An 18,734-nucleotide genomic window follows, 5' to 3' on the forward strand; every position below is an offset into this window, starting at 1 on the left:
CCGGTTTGTCTGCCAGGCTTTCCCGATCGGGATCGGCTGCGTGCATCCGCTGATTTCCACTACCCGGAAACGCCTGCTTTCGGCCATAATGCCGGTTTTATACAACAGCGGCGGATTCCGCCTGACAGGAATGAGCTGATGGACTTCCCCACCATAGAACAGTTTGTTGGTAATACACCGTTGGTACGGCTGCAGCGCCTGCCGGGAGAGACCCGTAACCGGATACTCGTCAAGCTGGAGGGTAATAACCCGGCCGGGTCAGTAAAAGACCGGCCGGCACTGTGCATGATCCACGGCGCCGAGCAGCGTGGCGAGATTAAACCCGGTGATACGCTTATCGAGGCTACCAGTGGCAATACGGGTATTGCGCTGGCCATGGTGGCTGCCATGAAAGGTTATCGCATGGTCTTGATCATGCCTGAAAACATGAGTGTGGAACGCCGCCAGGTCATGAAGGCATTCGGTGCAGAGATCATTCTTGTTACACGCGAACAGAGCATGGAGGGTGCGCGTGACCTTGCCAGGCAAATGGAGGCTGAAGGCAGGGGCAAGGTGCTTGACCAGTTCTCCAATCCGGATAATCCACGCGCCCACTATGAAACGACCGGGCCGGAAATCTGGAGGGATACCCACGGGCGTATCACGCATTTTGTCAGTGCCATGGGTACCACAGGCACCATCATGGGTACCTCGCACTATCTCAAGGAGCAGAATCCGGAGGTACGTATTGTTGGCGTGCAGCCTGTGGAGGGTGCTTCAATCCCTGGTATCCGGCGCTGGTCAAAGGAATACCTGCCGGGTATTTTTGAAGCCAGTCGGGTTGATCAGACTATTGATGTTGGCCAGGAAGCTGCTGAACAGACGACGCTGGCGCTGGCGGCACAGGAGGGTATCTTCTGCGGTATCTCTTCCGGTGGCGCGGTCGCGGCGGCATTACAACTCAGCAAACAGGTCAACGATGCAGTTATTGTCGCCATTATCTGTGACCGTGGTGACCGTTACCTGTCGACCGGGGTATTCCCCGGGTGATGTTCCGTTTCCCCGGTAGTATGTAAAACTGGAGTAGTATGACTCATCGTACACGGCTGAGTGATGACGCAAGACATGATGCGCTGGGCTTCATGCGCAAGTCTGTATTATTCGGGAAACTGGATGACCGGCAGCTGGATACTATTCTGCAACATACGCAGGCAGTATCACTGGAAGAAGGACAGGTGCTGTTTGAGCAGGAGCGCCCTGCATGTGAAATCTTTATGCTGGAATCCGGCCGGATCAAACTGGCAAGAATTTCCCCCGAAGGTCATGAAAAAGTCATTGATCTGATCTCACCGGGCAGCACCTTTGCCGAAGCTATTATGTTTTCCCGGCAGCACCTGTACCCGGTTACGGCATCCGCCCTGCAAGTCAGCCAGGTGCTGTGTTTTGATGCGAAGACCTATACAGGCATTCTTCAGCAGTCGACAGAAGCCTGTTTTGCCATTATGGCGCAGATGAGTTACCGACTGCACTGGCAGATTGGCGAGATTGACCGCCTGACATTACACAACGCCGCATTCCGTGTGGTGTCGTATCTGCTCGACCAGGTGCCGAGTACCGACCGGGGGATGTCACGGGTGCAGCTGAACATACCCAAGCATGTCGTTGCTTCGCGTCTTTCCATGACGCCGGAAACCCTGTCACGCACATTTTCCAAACTCAGTCGTGACGGGCTGATCGAGATTGATGATAACGGCATGGTATTGAAGGATGTCGGACAGTTGCGCCAGTATGCCAGGGGTGGAAGCCTGTAAATCCAGTTATTCACTCGTCAGCCGTGCGTAGAGCAGCGGCAATTTCGCCGGCAACTCGCCGGCATTGCGCACCAGGATATAGGAACTGCTGCCAAACAGGTAGGGCAGGTAATCGCCCGCCTTCTCGTCGATAGTGATACAAAAGGGACGCACACCATGCTCCAGCGCCTCATGCACGGCCTTGCGAGTATCCTCGACGCCGTAACGACCTTCGTACTTGTCCAGGTCATTGGGTTTCCCGTCTGTGAGCAGCAATAACAGCTTTTGCTGCGATAGTTCCTTGTCAATCAGGTTAGTGGCGTGGCGAATCGCCGCGCCCATACGCGTGTAGTATCCCGGCCGTATGGCATGAATGCGGCCACGTACCTGGTCATCGTAGCGCGAAGAAAACGCTTTCAGAGTATGAAAGCGAACGTGATTACGTCGTCGTGATGAAAAACCGTAGAGGGCAAAGCGGTCGCCGGTTGCCTGCAGGGATTCGGAAAACAGAAACAGGCTGTCGCGGATCACATCGATGATTCGCTGGTCATTGTTGATGTGTGCATCGGTCGACAGTGAAAGGTCGGCGAGCAGCAGGCAGGACAGGTTGCGTTCGGTGTTCTCGAAACGTCGATAGAGACTGGTCTCGCTGCTGTGTATACCCCGCAGACGGTCTGTTGCCTGGTCGATCAGGGCATTCAGATCCAGTTCACTGCCGTCTGTTTGTGCATTCAGCCACTGGCGCCCTGGCTTCAGGGCTTCAAACAGCCGGCGCAGGCGACGCGCCTTGACCTGAAGATGTAATGGCAGGGGAAGGGGTTCCACGTCGCGCGCCTGCATTGGTTGCAGGCGGCAGTGGTCATTTTGCAGGATCTGTTGCCGGTAATCCCACTCTGGAAGAGCGATACCTTCATCCAGGTAGAGGTCGTCGTTGTCTTCCGGCGGAAGGTCGAGGTCAAATCGCAGGCGTGAGGCTACCCGTTTGCGATCCCTTGCCACACTGACCACGTCCATGTCTTCGAGTGCCGATCCGGCATCGTCATCCTCGCTTTCTTCCGTGGTACGGTCGACGTTGACGAATTCAGCGCGGGTGAACAGGCTTTCCAGCCGGAAGGCCAGCAAACCGCCTTTCTCATCCGGCATATCGACGCGTTCGCCACGGTGGCGTTTGCCTGAATCAACCTGTTCACTGTGTTGTTCCTGCTCATCCCCGTCGCTGTCATCGTTTTCACTCCCGGCCAGCCGGGCATCTGACGTGACCGGTGGTTCGGGATGAAGCCACAGTGGAACCGGTTGCGGGGCGACACTGGCTGCAACCAGCGATGTCGTGGTGTCTTGCGGGTGTAGCAGTCCGTGACAAATCCTTTTTTCCTGTTCAGCCTCGTCTGTTTTCAGTTTGTGTGGGTCGGGGCGCTGTTCAAGGTGCGCTGCGACGAGTCGTTGATAGCGTCGCCTCAATCCAGGATGGGATGACAGCAGCGCTGCACTGGCCGCCGTATTTTTCTGTAACCAGTCTCCTTCATGCTGCGTGCTATGAGCAGCCAGTGCTGCAAGCCACAGGTACAACTCACGATTGAGCTCACGTTCGGCAAACCAGGCAATACGCGCCGGCAGGCGCAGCGTGTGCTGGTCACGCCAGGCGAGTTCAATACGCCGATTGCTGCCGGCGATCCGGCTGAGCAGATTTCTTCGCGCACCGGTGTCAGTTTCACTGGCTGTCTCGATACGCAGGCCACCATCACCACCCAGTGCGCGGAAAAGTACCGCGGCCGGCTTGCGGATCTCATCGAGATACACCGCGGCCTGCGGGTATTCACGCCGGGCGGCACGGGTAATAATGCTATGCCAGAGTTGGCCGACCCATTCTTCCATGGCGTCTAGTTTTCTCCTGTTGGCATTTCAGGGAAACAGCTTGCCGGCACATCGGGGCGTCGTCCAAAGTCCCGTTCGGAGACATCCAGCGCGCACTGGCCTTCCAGCATGGTGAGCAGGCCGGGCTGCCGTTTCGGCTGGTTGACCCGTTCACACGCCTGTATACACTGCTGGCACTGGGTGCAGGTAAACATCTTGCGTTTGATCTGGCGTGGTTTCAGGCGCATCGGGCAGGCGTGTTCACAGGATGCGTCACAGTCAGCGCAGTCCGCAGCACGCCGTCGGTCAAAACCGACGACCAGCGCCCTGGGATTGGCCATCCAGACCAGGCTCTGGAACAGACCGACTGCACAACCGTAGCGGCAGAACAGGTGTCTGGCCAGACTGAATTCAATACTCAGCAGCAGGGTGGCGGCGCCAATAAAAATAAACTGGTTGCGAGTCAACTCGCCATTGATCAGGTTACTCCACACCTCCGCAGGTGGAAGCAGATAGGTCAGGAATGTTACCGCCCAGAGTAGTGAAAAACCCACTACCGCCAGTACAACCAGTACCCAGGCAGCTTTGCCCGGGTGTACTTCAGTGCCGTCCCGCTGTACTTCCGGTAGTGGTTCGCGTTGCCAGAGTGTCACCTTGCCGCTGGCACGCCGCATCAGGCTGTTGATGGCTTCCACGACCGAGAAGTGCGGGCATAACCAGCCGCAGTACAGGCGACCATATCGCCATGACAACCAGACACCAAAACCGATCAGCCCAAACAGTGGCACGAACACGCGTACGACAAGATTTATGCTGGCTTGCAGACTGCCGGCATCATGTACCCCCAGCGTCCATGGCATACCAAGAAAAATAAAGTGTCCCTGATAGAGATCCAGGCGGAAAAGATCCAGTGGCGGTGCCAGTATGAACAGGGCAAAGAAAATGCTGCGCCAGGCCAGTCGTTGCCGTTGCACGCGGTTCATGTCCGGAACCAGTGACCAATCAGCGGGTACACATACATTCACTCTAGTCTCCGAAACTGGCCTGAACGACTTCCATCAGGGCATCAACGGTTGCCACGTCATCGGTTAGCGGTTCGATCAGGGCGGCACGGCAGGCTTGTGTGGCTTCGAAACCATCCCGTATCAGTTGGGCGGTATAAATCAGCAGGCGGGTGGAAGCCGATTCTTCGATGTCATGGTCTTTCAGGGCTCGCAGCCCGTGTGCAAGCTCAACCAGGCGTCTGGCCAGTGCGGGTTCGACTCCGGTTTCACGTACCACGATATCCTGTTCAGTTTGCGCGCCCGGAAAATCAAAACGTGCGGAAACGAATCGCTGGCGTGTCGACGGCTTCATGCCCTTGAGCATGTTCTGGTATCCCGGGTTGTAAGATACTACCAGCATGAACTCGGGTGGCGCATGCAGGGTCTCACCGGTACGGTCGATGGGTAGAATGCGCCGGTTGTCTGATAGCGGGTGCAACACTACCGTAGTGTCCTTGCGCGCTTCCACCACTTCGTCGAGGTAACAGATTGCTCCCTCCCGTACCGCGCGGGTCAACGGTCCATCATTCCAGTAGGTTGAACCGTCACCGATAAGGTGACGGCCAACCAGGTCCGCTGCTGTCAGGTCGTCGTGGCAGGCGACGGTATACAGCGGGCGTCCCAGTCGTGCCGCCATGTGCTCGACAAAGCGGGTCTTGCCACAGCCGGTAGGCCCTTTCAGCAGCATCGGCAACTGGTTACGCCAGGCGTATTCAAACAGCTCTACCTCGTGCCCCTGTGGCTGGTAGAAGGGCAGATCCTCGAAGGAGGCCGGGTGAGTTGCGACAATTTCCATCAGGCGGTATCCACCGTGCCTGCGGGTGCTGTCTGGTGCTCACCACCCTTGACGAAAAACGAGATGACATACAGGACCAGTCCGGCCAGGAACACCAGGCCCGCGAACTCACGCAGCCAGTAGAAAATGGAAATCTTCTCCTGAACCACCATGAATGCCTGGGGTGTTTCTGTGTAGCGTTGCATCCATACCTGTAGCACACCGGCACCGGTGAGGAACAGCGTGATAAACACCATTGACACCGTCATCAGCCAGAACGACCACATCTCCACCACCTGGGCGCGCGGACTGGCGGCTTCCCCGCCACGCAGTTTTGGCATTGCATAGGAGATGATGGTCAGTACTATCATCACGTAGGCGCCATAGAATGCCATATGGCCGTGTGCCGCAGTGATCTGGGTACCATGAGTGTAATAGTTCACCGGGGCCAGTGTGTGCAGGAAGCCCCACACACCTGCACCGAGAAATGCCATCACCGCCGTTCCCAGGGCCCACAATACAGCTGCTTTATTGGGGTGCTCGCGGCGGCGGCGGTTGACCATGTTGAACGCGAACACTGTCATCATGAAGAACGGAATCGGTTCCATGGCCGAGAAGATGGATCCCCACCACTGCCAGTACTCCGGTGTACCGATCCAGTAGAAGTGGTGACCGGTACCGATAATGCCGGTAATCAGGGTCATCGCGATAATGACATACAGCCATTTTTCGATCACTTCACGGTCAACACCGGTCACCTTGATCAGTACGAAGGCAAGAATAGCGCCCAGGATCAGTTCCCACACTCCTTCTACCCAGAGATGGACGACCCACCACCAGAAATATTTGTCGGTGACGAGGTTGTCGGGGACATAGAAGGAGAACAGAAAGAATACCGCCAGCCCTGTCAGTCCGGTCAGTAATACCAGGTTAACCACGGTCTTTCGACCGGCCAGTATCGTCAGGCCGATATTGTAGAGGAAACCCAGTGCCACAATCACAATACCGATCTTGGTAATGGTCGGTTGCTCCAGGAACTCGCGCCCCATGGTGGGAAGCAGGTCATTCATGGTGATTTCAGCCAGCCTTGCATAGGGCACCAGGAGGTAACCGAGGATGGTCAACACACCGGCCGCCAGGAATACCCAGAACAGAACTTTCGCCAGTAACGGGCTGTGCAGCTCGCGTTCAGCTTCTTCCGGAACCAGGTAGTAGGCTGCACCCATGAAGCCGAACAGCAACCACACAATCAGCAGGTTGGTGTGTACCATGCGTGCAACGTTGAAGGGGATCTCCGGAAACAGGAAGTCACCGATGACATATTGCAGGCCAAGAATGACACCAAACAGGATTTGTCCAATGAACAGGCCGATGGCAGCAATAAAGTAGGGTTTTGCAACAGATTGTGAAGAATATTTCATAATGTATCCCCCTCAGCCCTGGATATTTGGTGGCCAGTTGGCAGTATTGATTTCGCTGGCATATTTCAGAAAAGCCGCGACGGCTTCCAGCTCTTCATCTGTCAGGTTGAATTGCGGCATACTGCGGCGTCCGGGTATGCCGTCCACCGGGCGGCTCTTGATGAAGGCAACAATGGCATCTGTGGAATTGCCGAAGCGCGTGTAGACATTACCCAGTTCCGGTGCAAAGTAGGCGCCTTCGCCCAGTAATGTGTGGCAGCCGATACAGTCATTCTGTTCCCAGATCCTCTTGCCAAGGGCGACCTGCCCGGTGAGTGCTTCGTGGTTGTCGCGTTTCGGGACTTCTCCCAGAGTATCGAATGTCAGGGCGAGGAACAGCAGGAAGAAGAACACGCTTCCCCCGTAGTAGATATTCCTTGCCATGCTTTTTGTGAATACATCACTCATGATTGACTCACCTCTTTTTTCCGGAACCCGGGAGTGATTTAACGATGTGGCTGGCGAGGCTGTCCTTGATATATATCAAGACCGGAATTTCTCGTCATTGCAGGTGAGCCGGGCCTTTAGTGGCTGGTACCTTCCGAGCGGGTGATTTTGTTGTAGACATTGTATTTCCCGACTGGCTTGTTCATGGGCAGGCGCTTTAATTCCTGTAAGGAATCAGCATCATAGACAATCACTGCACCATCTGTTTCCCAGATGCTCAGCAGGGCTTTTTTGCCATCCCGGGTAAACTCAACATGCCCGGAAGTTTTGCCGGGCACGGGTTTCAGGGTTTTTACAATTTCCAGCGTTTTCTTGTCGATGACGTGTACAACATCACGGTGCGGCCCGACAAATACATCGACCCATGCGTAGGGCGTGTTCTCATGGCTGCGCATGAAGAATCCCGGGCCGTCAGTTTTGATTTTTTTAAGCGTTTTCCAGTTGCTCATGTCGATAATCGTCACCACCCCCTGTTTCAGATTGGGTGTTGCCAGTACGCGTGTATCCCTGTATTTCCATGTGATACCCGAACCAAGGTGGGGCATGCCGGACAACTCGAGGTCGGCAATCTTTCGTCCCACCAGCAGGTTGACTACCTGACCGTTGCGCGCATTGCGTGCAGCACCAATCAGGTGTTCATAGGATGGGTCAAAGAAGAAATCGTCCAGATAATCGTCGAGGCGGATTCGTCGTACCGGGAATTTCCCGGTTTCGGCCATGCCCTCCTGCAACCGGTAGTCGTGCATCAGGCCGTTATAAACCGGTTCCGGTTTATCCGCGTAGCTGATTTCCCAGACTTCCTTGAGGTCTTTCAGGGCAACAACAAAACTTTGCCGCGGTGGTGCGGTATACACTGCGCTGACCCGCGAGCTGTTACCAAAGTCGTCCTTTACGTCGATGATTTTTATCAGGCCAAGATCATTTGCATCCAGCAGTACCAGGGTATGCGGCAGGTAGTTACCAACCATGACATACCGGTCATCAGCAGAAACTGCGGCATTACGGGTATTGATACCGGCACGTATTTCAGCAACAACCTGCAGCCGGTACATATCATACTTTGTGATCCAGCCATCACGTGAGGCAAAATAGACATAGCGGCCAGTGGAAGAGAATTTGGGGCCACCATGCAGGGCAAAGCGTGATTTAAAGCGCTGGATGGGTTCCATGCGGTCACCATCAAGTACGGTGACATGGTGGTCGCCTGCCTCTACTACCAGGAACAGATTGAGCGGGTCGGCCTGATACACTGGCCTGTCATCAGGGCGGGACTGCCGGGCGACAGGATATACGATGTGGCTGGTACGGATTTCCTGCTCACCCCAGACAGGGGGGTGTGACGGTGGCGTGTAAATGTAATCAACGAGGGCCGCGATTTGCGTGCTGTCGAGTGTCTTGCCAAAGGCCGGCATCTGCGTGGCGGGCAAGCCGTTTGCAATAACACCGGAAGCGCTGTTTTTGCGCAAGCGGTGCAGGTTTTCCGGTAACAGGGCAGGCCCCATAGCGCCCAGTCGGTTCTCGCCATGACAACTGGCGCAGTGTGTTTTGAACAGTTGCGAGGCATCCGTTGCACTGGCAGCGCCCGAAACAGCCGCTGCCAGTAGCAGCAGAAGAAGGATGAAGCGATTCAACTTGCGCGCCTTATCGTGCGTATTGCGAGTGCAGCCGGTTCGGGTTTGTCATCGGCATATTCAGCTTCATTGATACCCAGCTCCTCGTCATCCAGGTAACAGGCCGGGTCTTCCCACCAGGGGTCGCCGGTCAGCTGGAAGGCGCGTACGCGTGTATTGCCGCCACAGACAGCCTGATATCTGCACACCCTGCAGCGCCCTTTCAGTGGGCGTGGTGATTGTTTCAGTCCATCCATCAAAGGGTCGCTGCGGTCCTTCCAGATTTCAGAGAAGGGCCGTTCCTTCACATTGCCCAGATTGTAGTTCCACCAGAAGGTGTCAGGGTGCACATTACCGAGGTTGTCAATGTTGGCGATGTTGACCCCTGACGAATTACCACCCCACCGGGTGAGCCGTCGGTGCATATAGCCATAGCGTTGCGGATAATTTTTCTTCACCCACTGCAGCAGGTAGACACCATCCGCGTCGTTGTTGCCGGTGACATACTCGGTCTGTCGACCGGCCTGAATATCTTCCCGGCAGCGATCAAACAGCAGGTTCATCACCTGGCGCGTGGTCTGGTGAATAACATCCGAACGCCGGTTTCTGTTACCACGGCCGCCGTAATTGAGGTGAGAAACGTAGAGTTTATTAACCTGCTCCTCGCGCATGACATCCATTAGCAGTGGTAACTCGTGGGCATTGTCCTGTGTTGGGGTAAAGCGCATACCTACCTTGATTCCGGCATCACGGCACAGCCGGATAGCGCGCATGGAGGCATCGAAGGCGCCCTGTTTCTGGCGGAAACGGTCATGTGTTTCGCGCATGCCGTCGATACTGATGCCGACGTAGTCATAGTCCATGGCGGCGATGTCGTCGATGTTATTTTCATTGATCAGGGTGCCATTGGTGGACAGGCCGACATAAAACCCTTTTTCCCTGGCACGCCGTGAGATATCAAGGATATCCGGCCGCAATAAAGGCTCGCCGCCAGACAGGATCAATACCGGAACACCAAAGTCATGCAGGTTATCCATGGTGGTAAAGACCTCGGCGGTTGACAGTTCGCCGGGAAAATCGATATCCGCTGAAATCGAGTAACAGTGTTTACAGGTCAGGTTACAGCGTCGTATCAGGTTCCAGATGACCACCGGCCCGGATGGCTGGCGTGATACCGGATTATCCGCTGGCTGATCGAGTTCACGCATGTATTGTGATATCCGGAACATATCAGCCTCCTATTCTTAAGCCGGTTTTCTTCAGGATGCGGGTGCTGAACAGAATGTCGTGGCTGCGGGCCCGATCGCCCAGCATGCCGGCAATCTTTTCAACTTCATCCATAACTTCCTGTCGATCGTGACCATGCACCATGGCAAACAGGTTATAGGGCCATTCGGGCAGGCAACGGGGCCGCTGGTAACAGTGACTCACGGCGGGCAGCCTGCCGACCTGGTTGCCAATTTCGTCAACTATCCCGTCGGGTATGTCCCATACCGACATACCATTGGCGATGTAACCCAGTCGGTAGTGGTTGGGTAGTACACCAATACGGCGGACACGGCCATCCTCGAGCATGGCCTGTATGCGTGCCATGATATGTTCCGGCTCTACGCCAAGTTCGGTCGCGAGCCAGTGCCAGGGTCTTGCATGCAGTGGCAAGCCGGCCTGTGTAGCGAGTACCAGCCGCCGGTCGAGGTCATCCGGTGCCAGATTGTCTGTGTTGTCTGATAGCGGATCCTGCATGTCACACCTGAAGATTCAGTCCAACGTAGTACTCTGCCTGTTTAGGAAAATTATATACCTTGAGCCCGGTACAGCCCTCAATCTGCCTGATCGTCCTGTCCAGCTGTTGCGGTGTTTCGGTGGCCAGTACAAACCACATATTCATTTCATGTTCGCGCTGGTAGTTGTGGGCAACTTCCGGGAAGCTGTTGACCTTTTCCGCTATTTCGTCAAACTGTATTTCAGGTACTTTCAGGGCGCACAGGCTTAGTGCGCCACCCATACGTTCTGCATGAAACAGGGGGCCAAAGCGGGTAAGCAGGCCATCATCGAGCATACAGCGAATGCGGGTGATCAATTCACTTTCACTGGTTCCCAGTTTGCGCGCAGCATCCCGGTAAGGGCGTTCACTCACCGGAAATCCACCCTGCAGATGATTGATAATGCGGCGGTCAAGCTCGTCCATCTAGTGTCTACCCCGGTAACGTGCGCCACGTTGCCTGAAACGGCGGCCGCTGAACAGCACTGACCTGGATATGGATGCCAGGCCCAACCCTTCAGTCATACGTTCAACACAGTCCAGTACATCGTTGCGGTCCTTGCCGTGTACCATGCAGAACAGGTTGTAGGGCCAGTCGGGCAGGTGACGCGGGCGCTGGTAGCAAAGTGTCACACAGTCCTGCTGGCCGAGCTGGTGACCCAGCCGGTCTACGTCTGCATCCGGGACATCCCAGACCACCATGGCGTTGGCACGGTAGCCCAGCTCGTGGTGGCGAACCACTACGCCGAGACGTTTGATCACACCGCTTTCGAGCATCTGCCGCAATTGCCCGATTACCTGCTGTTCTGTCCAGCCAAGTCGATTGGCAAGGTCCAGGTAGGGACGAGCGACGAGTGGCAGACCTTCCTGGATAGCCTCGATCAGGTCTTCTGCGCAGCCGCTATCAACGGGATTCTCCGGGGCTTCTGTCATGGTGCATTGTGCTTCCAGTGCGACCGGTTCGGGCTGATGACGCAGCTGCATGCGGAACCCGAGATCAATATGGTAGTCGCGGAGTAGCGGCAGGGACAGAACAGGGTAGTTGATACGACCTTCAATCTGTTTCAACGTCTCATCCAGAATTTCACTGCTTTCAGCGGTTACTACAAACCACAGGTTATACTTGTGCTCACGTTCGTAGTTGTGGTTGACCTGCGGAAAGGTGTTGATGATCCGCGCTACGGTTTCCAGCAGGATATCAGGTACAGCGACTGTCGCCAGTGTGCTGACACCAACAGTATTGGGTTTGAATACTGCCCCGATCCGGCTGACCGCCCCTTTATCCCGCAGGATTTTCAGGCGTTGCAGTACAGTACCGCTATCGGTATTCAGAGAGCGGGCAATATGCTCAAACGGAGTCGGCAGCAGCGGGAAGTTACGCTGGTAGTTATTGAGCAGCTGTTCGGTCAGGGCTTCCATAATTACAGACCTGTACGGTGGGCGCGGTCGGTAAAAAATATCCCGCTGGGTTTTTTGGCCGGTAGTGTTTTCAGTAAGTTCAGGGTTGCGGTGTCATAGACCTGAATGCGATTGTCATCGCGCACTGACATCCACAGTTTTTCACCGCGGGGTGTAAATTCCATGTGCAGTACGGCTTTTCCGGGTTTCAGTGTTTTGATGATGTGGTGGCTTTCCGTGTCGATGATCTGAACGGTATCGTTGTCCGGGTGAGCAAAGTTCACCCAGATCTGCCGGCCATCCGGGCGCGCCATGACGAACACCGGCTGGCCATGAACATCGATCTCGTCCAGGTTCTGCCAGTTGTCGGTATCGACTACCAGTACCTTGTGCTGTCCCACGGCCGGTACAAAAGCCTGCCTGCCGGCGATAGCCCAGCCTTCAAGATGCGGCATTTTGTAGACCGGCAGTCTTTCATCGTGTTTTGCATAGCCGTCCAGGATTGAACGAACACCTTTATCCGGGTGCCACAAGTCCAGCAGAGTGAGTTTGTCGTCACCGAAAAGACCGGCGATGTAGTAACGCCCGTCCGGGGTAATCAATGCGTCGTAGGGCAGGTGCCCGACATTTTTAAATCGGCTGATGACCGGTTTGGCAGGATCGTGCATGTCGGCAATCCAGATCTGGTCTGCATCGTACAGGCTGAACACAAACTGCTGGCCGGGTGCATCGACCAGGCCAACCACTTTTGATCGTTTTCCATTGGCATATTCCGCCGGGATATCGGCGACCAGTTCAAGTGTGTCGGCACTGAATACCCGGACACCACCGGGAGTGTAGTTGGACGCAGCCACCAGCTTTCCATCCTGTGAAATGGCACCGCCGATGCTGTTGCCTGACTGCATGACGCGCTTGACGACCTTGCTCTGCAACAGGTCAACCTTTGTCAGGCCGCCATCACGGCCAAACACATAAGCAAAACGTTCGTCCCTTGAGAAGACGACTGAAGCGTGGGAGAGATCACCGAGTCCAGTGACTTGTGAGAGTATTGTGTCACCACTGTGTTCAACCAGTAGCAGTTGTCCATCGGCGCGCTCGATCACTACGCCGAGGTCTCCGGTCCCGCGTAACGTATCCGCGACAGCCGTTGTACAGACAGAAAGTAACAAGGTCAGCCACAGACCTTTCACGGCGTGCTCTCCGGATTGAGGAGAAGATTGACCAGCCAGGCAATGTCTGTATCAGTCAACTGCTGTTTCCAGGGCGGCATAGGTGTGCCACTTCGCCCCTCCCGGACTGTCGCGAGTAACAGTTCACGCGGTTTCCCCTGCAAGGCATCTGGCGTCAGTGCCGGCCCAAGCCCTCCTGTCAGTTTCATGCCATGGCAGGAACCGCAGTCCTGGTAGAGCAGGTTTCGCAGCTCAGCCTGTCGTTCGGCCGAGGGGGCTGCATTCAGCAGTCCCGGTAACAACATCACAAACAGGAGCCAGTGCAGGTGTTTACGCATAACGGCGCTGAGCCTCTTCGAGTATGGGCGTAAACCAGACAAGATCATGTGCGAGATTGACGACTTCGCCGATTACCAGCATGGCAGGTGATTCAATCGCATGGCGTCGGGCGGCGACCGGTAGCTGCCCAAGCGTTGTCAATACAGTACGCTGTTGTGCAGTGGTGCCACGCTCGATAATGGCAGCAGGCGTGTGTGCAGCCCGCCCTGCGTCAATGATGTCGCTAACGATCCTGGTCAGATTGGCGAGCCCCATGTATACCACCAGAGTTTGCCCCGGGTCTGCGAGAGTGGACTTGTCAATCTGTAATTCGTCGTTGTTTTTGCGGTGCCCGGTAATAAACTGTACGCCTCGTGACAGACCACGGTGTGTCAGCGGAATGCCGGCATAGGCAGCACAGGCCTGGGCAGCCGTGATGCCGGGTATCACCTCAAAGGAAATCTGTGCATGTGCCAGCGCCAGTGCTTCCTCACTGCCGCGGCCGAAGATGAACGGGTCACCACCCTTCAGGCGCACCACGTCTTGTCCGTTACCCGCCAGTGTTACCAGCAGGGCGTTGATTTCTTCCTGTTTCAGCGTGTGGTGTCCGGTAGTCTTTCCCACATAAATGCGTGTTGCGGCGTCGGCGGCATATTGCATGATTTCGCTGGAGACAAGCCGGTCGTATACGATGACTTCCGCACTTTGCAACAGGCGCAGTGCCTTGACAGAAAGCAGGTCGGGGTCTCCCGGTCCTGCACCTACCAGATATATCTTGCCTTTTTTCGTCATTGTCGATGCCCCGTCAGTGTTGCGGGCCCCGGGCGGGAAGTACCAGGGCACTTCCCGCCGTTATCCCGTTTTCTCAGTAAACGTCGTGCACGGTGTTATACACGTTGAACTTGCCGGTTGGTGTCACAAGCCGCTTGTCCTTGATGACCTTTTTCAGCTTGCGGGTCTTGTCATCAACCACAACCAGGGCTGACTCCTCAGTCTTGCCGTTCCATACCGAGAACCACACTTCATCGCCGGCCTTGTTGTACTCCGGCTGGACGACACGTTTCGGGCCTTTACCCAGCCCGGCCCATTCCGCAATTGGCAGGACGGTGTAGCCCTTGTCGAGATTATTGATATCGAACACGGCAACCGACTGGCTGATTTTCGTGTCAGGGTTCAGTGGGGTATCCACCCAGAGGTTACTGGACTTCGGGTGTGTCTTGATGAACAGGGATCCGCCACCCTGGCCCTTTAGTATCTGCACAACCTTCCAGGCGTTTTCAGGGTGTTTTGCCGGGTCGGTGCCGATCAGTGTAATGTGATCGTTGCCCAGTGCACTGGTGCCCCAGACAGGCCCATACTTCGGGTGAACAAAGTTTGCGCCACGTCCCGGATGCGGGATTTTGGTGACATCGATCAGCGCTTTCAGATCGCGATCTTTCGAATCGATGACGGCAATCTTGTTGGACTTGTTCGCCGCTGTCAGGAAGTAACGGTGAGTGGAGTCCCAGCCGCCGTCGTGCAGGAATCGTGCTGCCGGTATGGTGGTGACTGAAAGGTTGTCGATGTCCTCATAGTTCACCAGCAGAATCTTGCCGGTTTCCTTGACGTTGACAATGAACTCGGGGTGTTCGTGAGAGGCGACAATTGCGGCTACGCGCGGTTCCGGATGGTACGCCTGGGTATCTACCGTCATGCCGCGGGTTGAGACAATCTTTTTTGGCTCCAGCGTATCACCATCCATAATCACGTACTGGGGTGGCCAGTAGGAACCGGCAATCGCATATTTGTCCTCGAATCCCTTGTACTTCGAGGTTTCGACCGAACGCGCCTCCATCCCGGTCTTGATGGTTGCCACGGTGTCGGGTTTCTTCATCCACAGATCAATAAGATTTACCCTGGCGTCGCGGCCGATGACATACAGATAACGTCCGGATGCTGACAGTCTGGAAATATGTACGGCATAACCGGTGTCGATAACATTGATAATCTTCTTGCTATCGCCATCGATCAGTGCAATCTGCCCGGCATCCCGCAGGGTAACCGAGAAGATATTCTCGATATTGTACCTGTTCATTTTTCTGTTCGGACGTTTGTCCACTGGTACGACAACTTTCCAGGTGGCCTTCATTTCCTCCATACCCCATTCCGGAGGCTGTGGAGGTTCATGCTGAAGATAACGTGCCATGAGGTCTATCTGGTCCGGAGTCAGGTCACCCGAGGTCCCCCAGTTGGGCATCCCGGCCGGTGAGCCATAGGTGATAAAGGCCTTGAGAGCAGCGATCCCACGCTGACGGGTAATGTCTGTCGTGAGTGGTTTGCCGGTGGCACCCTTGCGTAAAACACCGTGGCAGCCGGCGCAGCGTTCAAAAAATATCTGCTTGGCGTGGTTGAATTCATCAACTGTCATGGCCGGCCCATCGGTAGTTATCAGGTCCTTTGTTTTGCTCGTGTCAACGACGGATGGAGCGCCTTCATACTTTGTTTCAGCTTCGGTCGTCGGGTGTTTGTGTTTGTCCGCAAGTGCTATTGCAGGTCCGGTCAACAGGGCGGCTATCGTCAGGCCGAGCAACCCCTTGCGTGAGCTAAAAGTCGAGGTTTTCATTGCAGTCCCTCCGCAGGCATCAGGAAATCGTGTGAGTGCTGATTATCGGGCCGTGATTTGCAGGGTGTCCTTGATATATATCAAGCCGGAGCCGAAGCCGTATGAGGTCATTGCCGGGTTTGATCTGGCTGTTTTTTCGGCATAATATCCGCCTGTCAAGGAAGTGCGGCGCGGAAACCGACGGGGTTTTCCCTGTGAGTGTCTGCCGATAGTGTCAAGGGAGGTAGACGGGATGGAGTTGACGGAAGCCATGTTGCCTGTCGGTAAGGCAATTCCGTGGGATTTGTGCAACCGACAGGGCAGAGTCATGTTCCGCAAGGGTTTTATTATCAATACACTTGCAAGTCGTGAGCGCATCCTGACGATGAATTTGCAGGTTGTCACTGTGTCTGATGGTGTGGCGGAGACGCCTGCGCGCGTACACTCGGCAGCCGCTGCATTACGGGCGCACACTGTGGTGGGTCCGCTGCGCATTATCGAACACCTGGCGGACCGGGTTATCGAGGTGTTTGCCGGTATTTGCCATGGTCCGCCCACGGATTTGTCTACGGTGCACGCGCTGGTAGAGTCGGGAACATGCCTGTTCACAGAGCACCCTGCTATTTGCCGTGCCGCGGTCCACTTCAATCACGGCCGCAGTACCAGTCATTGCACGCAATCTACTCACTGTTTCTTGCCACACAGTTCGCGCAAATACTGGCCTATGACCAGCCCCGGCTGCGCGTGCTTGGCAGTGCAGCACTGACAGCGAACCTTGGTATGTTCGAATATCATGATGAGTGGGCAAATCAGGCCGGCCCGTTAACGGATGAACAGGATCGAGCGCGTTTCCAACACCCCGGCCGCTCTGCTGAACTGCTTGAGTCGCTGGGTGTGAGTGATCCATCCTGGCTGCAGACGGTACGCCAGCATCATGAATTGCGGGACGGGAGCGGTTACCCGCTTGGACTGGACGGCGATAATATAGTGGAAACTGCGCGTATCGTTGGGGTGGTCGATTGTTACCTTGCCGGGGTTCTGCCACGTGCAGGCAGAACGCCTGATTCAGCAAAAGCCCTGAAGCGGATTTACCTGAATGCCGGGAAGTATGGTGAAGCTCTTGCCAGGCTTATGGTTAAGGTAGTAGGGGTATACCCGCCGGGTACCCCGGTCGAACTGGCAAACGGTGAGATTGCTGTTGTCATACACAGGGATCCTGATGACACGGCGCACCCGAGCGTGATGGTCGTCAAACAGCAGGATGATCGTTACTCGGAAGAACAGCCAGTGCGGGATACACATGAAGAAAGATACCGTATTGTAGATTTTTATACCCCGATGACGGACGAACTGAACCCGGCGCTGATGGTCAGGGCCTGGCATTAGCGGGACGGGGCGAGCAGGAGTCACAACTCTATGGAAATATCCACGTTTGCGGCACTTGTTCTGCTGGAAGTCCTGTTTGCCGGCCTGCTTTTTTCGGCCTACCTGTATTTTCGGCGCAGTCGACGCCAGGGTGGTAGCAGAGAAAATAACGAGCCGGCTGCCCAGGACCAGTATGTTGCCTGCCTGCAGCAGGCAGTACGCCAGGCGGATGCCCGTCTGGCGGCTATGAATGACACGGATACAGCTGATGGAAAGAAACTGGTCGAAATGCGCCTGGCTTTTCTCAGGGCAGAGCAGCAGGCGGTTGACCGGGCAGGCCAGGATGAGGACAAGTTATGGGACTTGCTGGAAGAATCACTGTCACCACTATTTCCCGATGATGTCATATCGCCACAGGTTGAATCATTGCAACTGCAGGTGCATTCATACGAAAAGCGCCTGGCCAACCTGGAGCAGTTTCGTGACCTGTTCTTTGAACTTAAAGGTAAGGTAGACGAAAACAATGTGCGTGGTGAGAGCCTGAAGACGGAACTGCAACGCATGATTCCTGCCGAGGAGCAGTCACCCGAGTTGAAGCGTTTGCTGGAGGAACTTGAACGGGAAAATCGTCAGATGAGTTCGCAGCTGGAAAATGTGGAAGATGCCTTCTCGGAGATTCTGCGCAAGACGTCCGAGCCGATTGAAACGGGCAGTGAGAGTATTGCGGGTACCCTGTCGGGTATTGACCAGGGGGTTGAAAGTATACGCAATATTATTTCCCTGCAGGAGCAGCGAATTACCGAACTGGCGGCATTGATTACACAGCAGAAAGCCGAATTATCCGACAAGGAAAAACTCGCGCTGGCGCTGGAAATCCTGGAAGAAAGTAACCGTGAACTGGAGACTGTTATTTCAGTCATTGAGGAAGAGAACCAGTTCTTGCAGGGGCAGATTTCCATGCTGTTGACCCAGGAACTGGAAAAGGACCGGAAAGATGCCGAGGAAAAGGAGGCGCTTCGCAAGCAGCAGCTTGAGCAGCAGAAAGCCTACGCCGAGTTGTCCGACAAGTTTGCCAGTATGGAGAAGGAATACCTGCAGATTTATGAGGAACATCACGGGACAAAACGTGATGTTCCGCCATCCGTGACCTGATACCGCGCCGGCGCAACAGGCCGTATAATACGCC

General features: G+C 55.3%; 18 protein-coding genes. 4 read left to right on the forward strand and 14 right to left on the reverse strand.

From position 1 onward, the window contains the following. Positions 1-138 precede the first annotated feature (138 nt). Positions 139-1,029, forward strand: a complete 891-nt coding sequence (gene cysM / locus ACW81B_RS08710; RefSeq protein WP_491579867.1) for a cysteine synthase CysM — start codon at positions 139-141, stop codon at positions 1,027-1,029. 38 nt (positions 1,030-1,067) lie between these two features. Next, positions 1,068-1,790 (forward strand): Crp/Fnr family transcriptional regulator, encoded by a 723-nt coding sequence (locus tag ACW81B_RS08715; RefSeq protein ID WP_491579832.1) that lies wholly within the window; start codon positions 1,068-1,070, stop codon positions 1,788-1,790. Positions 1,791-1,796: 6 nt separating this feature from the next. On the opposite strand, the gene ACW81B_RS08720 is transcribed toward ACW81B_RS08715, so the two are convergent. From ACW81B_RS08720 to ACW81B_RS08785, 14 genes are all read right to left on the reverse strand, one after another. After that, positions 1,797-3,641, reverse strand: a complete 1,845-nt coding sequence (locus ACW81B_RS08720) for a nitric oxide reductase activation protein NorD (RefSeq protein ID WP_491579833.1) — start codon at positions 3,639-3,641, stop codon at positions 1,797-1,799. Between the two features lie 5 nt (positions 3,642-3,646). Then, a complete protein-coding gene (locus ACW81B_RS08725; RefSeq protein WP_491579834.1) occupies positions 3,647-4,603 on the reverse strand; it encodes a 4Fe-4S binding protein in 957 nt (318 codons plus the stop codon). Between the two features lie 43 nt (positions 4,604-4,646). Next, positions 4,647-5,459, reverse strand: a complete 813-nt coding sequence (locus tag ACW81B_RS08730; RefSeq protein ID WP_491579835.1) for a CbbQ/NirQ/NorQ/GpvN family protein — start codon at positions 5,457-5,459, stop codon at positions 4,647-4,649. Then, the gene (locus ACW81B_RS08735; protein WP_491579836.1) at positions 5,459-6,859 is read right to left on the reverse strand and encodes a cbb3-type cytochrome c oxidase subunit I; all 1,401 of its coding nucleotides are present in this window, start codon (positions 6,857-6,859) and stop codon (positions 5,459-5,461) included. Before ACW81B_RS08735 ends, ACW81B_RS08730 begins: the two co-directional genes overlap by 1 nt. Positions 6,860-6,871: 12 nt before the next feature. Continuing rightward, a complete protein-coding gene (locus ACW81B_RS08740) occupies positions 6,872-7,306 on the reverse strand; it encodes a c-type cytochrome (protein WP_491579837.1) in 435 nt (144 codons plus the stop codon). Positions 7,307-7,422: 116 nt separating this feature from the next. Continuing rightward, positions 7,423-8,976 carry a cytochrome D1 domain-containing protein gene (locus tag ACW81B_RS08745; protein ID WP_491579838.1) on the reverse strand — a complete coding sequence of 518 codons (1,554 nt, stop codon included), beginning with the start codon at positions 8,974-8,976 and terminating at the stop codon, positions 7,423-7,425. Next, entirely contained in the window at positions 8,973-10,184 is a 1,212-nt protein-coding gene (gene nirJ / locus ACW81B_RS08750) for a heme d1 biosynthesis radical SAM protein NirJ (RefSeq protein ID WP_491579839.1), read from the reverse strand. The genes ACW81B_RS08745 and nirJ overlap by 4 nt, the downstream gene beginning before the upstream one ends. A gap of 1 nt (position 10,185) precedes the next feature. Next, entirely contained in the window at positions 10,186-10,698 is a 513-nt protein-coding gene (gene ahbB / locus ACW81B_RS08755; RefSeq protein ID WP_491579840.1) for a siroheme decarboxylase subunit beta, read from the reverse strand. A gap of 1 nt (position 10,699) precedes the next feature. After that, positions 10,700-11,143 carry an Lrp/AsnC family transcriptional regulator gene (locus ACW81B_RS08760; protein WP_491579841.1) on the reverse strand — a complete coding sequence of 148 codons (444 nt, stop codon included), beginning with the start codon at positions 11,141-11,143 and terminating at the stop codon, positions 10,700-10,702. Next, positions 11,144-12,136: a siroheme decarboxylase subunit beta gene (gene ahbB / locus ACW81B_RS08765; RefSeq protein WP_491579842.1), complete on the reverse strand. Its 993-nt coding sequence runs from the start codon at positions 12,134-12,136 to the stop codon at positions 11,144-11,146. Positions 12,137-12,138: 2 nt separating this feature from the next. Continuing rightward, positions 12,139-13,305: a cytochrome D1 domain-containing protein gene (locus ACW81B_RS08770; protein ID WP_491579843.1), complete on the reverse strand. Its 1,167-nt coding sequence runs from the start codon at positions 13,303-13,305 to the stop codon at positions 12,139-12,141. Further along, positions 13,302-13,622 carry a c-type cytochrome gene (locus ACW81B_RS08775; protein ID WP_491579844.1) on the reverse strand — a complete coding sequence of 107 codons (321 nt, stop codon included), beginning with the start codon at positions 13,620-13,622 and terminating at the stop codon, positions 13,302-13,304. Before ACW81B_RS08775 ends, ACW81B_RS08770 begins: the two co-directional genes overlap by 4 nt. Then, the gene (cobA, locus tag ACW81B_RS08780; RefSeq protein ID WP_491579845.1) at positions 13,615-14,394 is read right to left on the reverse strand and encodes a uroporphyrinogen-III C-methyltransferase; all 780 of its coding nucleotides are present in this window, start codon (positions 14,392-14,394) and stop codon (positions 13,615-13,617) included. The genes ACW81B_RS08775 and cobA overlap by 8 nt, the downstream gene beginning before the upstream one ends. 73 nt (positions 14,395-14,467) lie before the next feature. Further along, entirely contained in the window at positions 14,468-16,204 is a 1,737-nt protein-coding gene (locus tag ACW81B_RS08785) for a cytochrome D1 domain-containing protein (protein WP_491579846.1), read from the reverse strand. 648 nt (positions 16,205-16,852) lie between these two features. Here ACW81B_RS08785 and ACW81B_RS08790 point away from each other — a divergent pair. Both ACW81B_RS08790 and ACW81B_RS08795 read left to right on the forward strand, forming a co-directional pair. Next, complete coding sequence (locus ACW81B_RS08790) at positions 16,853-17,569, forward strand: HD-GYP domain-containing protein (protein ID WP_491579847.1); 717 nt, start codon at positions 16,853-16,855, stop codon at positions 17,567-17,569. Between the two features lie 30 nt (positions 17,570-17,599). After that, positions 17,600-18,700, forward strand: coding sequence for a hypothetical protein (locus tag ACW81B_RS08795; protein WP_491579848.1), 1,101 nt, complete (start codon positions 17,600-17,602; stop codon positions 18,698-18,700). The last annotated feature ends 34 nt before the right edge of the window (positions 18,701-18,734 follow it).

This window comes from Thiogranum sp., from assembly GCF_058323355.1.

Bases quoted from the DNA above. Each gene is read 5' to 3' on its own strand.
- cysM (WP_491579867.1), top strand. From the start codon at position 139: ATGGACTTCCCCACCATAGAACAGTTTGTTGGTAATACACCGTTGGTA.
- ACW81B_RS08715 (WP_491579832.1), top strand. From the start codon at position 1,068: ATGACTCATCGTACACGGCTGAGTGATGACGCAAGACATGATGCGCTG.
- ACW81B_RS08720 (WP_491579833.1), bottom strand. From the start codon at position 3,641: ATGGAAGAATGGGTCGGCCAACTCTGGCATAGCATTATTACCCGTGCC.
- ACW81B_RS08725 (WP_491579834.1), bottom strand. From the start codon at position 4,603: ATGAACCGCGTGCAACGGCAACGACTGGCCTGGCGCAGCATTTTCTTT.
- ACW81B_RS08730 (WP_491579835.1), bottom strand. From the start codon at position 5,459: ATGGAAATTGTCGCAACTCACCCGGCCTCCTTCGAGGATCTGCCCTTC.
- ACW81B_RS08735 (WP_491579836.1), bottom strand. From the start codon at position 6,859: ATGAAATATTCTTCACAATCTGTTGCAAAACCCTACTTTATTGCTGCC.
- ACW81B_RS08740 (WP_491579837.1), bottom strand. From the start codon at position 7,306: ATGAGTGATGTATTCACAAAAAGCATGGCAAGGAATATCTACTACGGG.
- nirJ (WP_491579839.1), bottom strand. From the start codon at position 10,184: ATGTTCCGGATATCACAATACATGCGTGAACTCGATCAGCCAGCGGAT.
- ahbB (WP_491579840.1), bottom strand. From the start codon at position 10,698: ATGCAGGATCCGCTATCAGACAACACAGACAATCTGGCACCGGATGAC.
- ACW81B_RS08760 (WP_491579841.1), bottom strand. From the start codon at position 11,143: ATGGACGAGCTTGACCGCCGCATTATCAATCATCTGCAGGGTGGATTT.
- ahbB (WP_491579842.1), bottom strand. From the start codon at position 12,136: ATGGAAGCCCTGACCGAACAGCTGCTCAATAACTACCAGCGTAACTTC.
- ACW81B_RS08775 (WP_491579844.1), bottom strand. From the start codon at position 13,622: ATGCGTAAACACCTGCACTGGCTCCTGTTTGTGATGTTGTTACCGGGA.
- cobA (WP_491579845.1), bottom strand. From the start codon at position 14,394: ATGACGAAAAAAGGCAAGATATATCTGGTAGGTGCAGGACCGGGAGAC.
- ACW81B_RS08785 (WP_491579846.1), bottom strand. From the start codon at position 16,204: ATGAAAACCTCGACTTTTAGCTCACGCAAGGGGTTGCTCGGCCTGACG.
- ACW81B_RS08795 (WP_491579848.1), top strand. From the start codon at position 17,600: ATGGAAATATCCACGTTTGCGGCACTTGTTCTGCTGGAAGTCCTGTTT.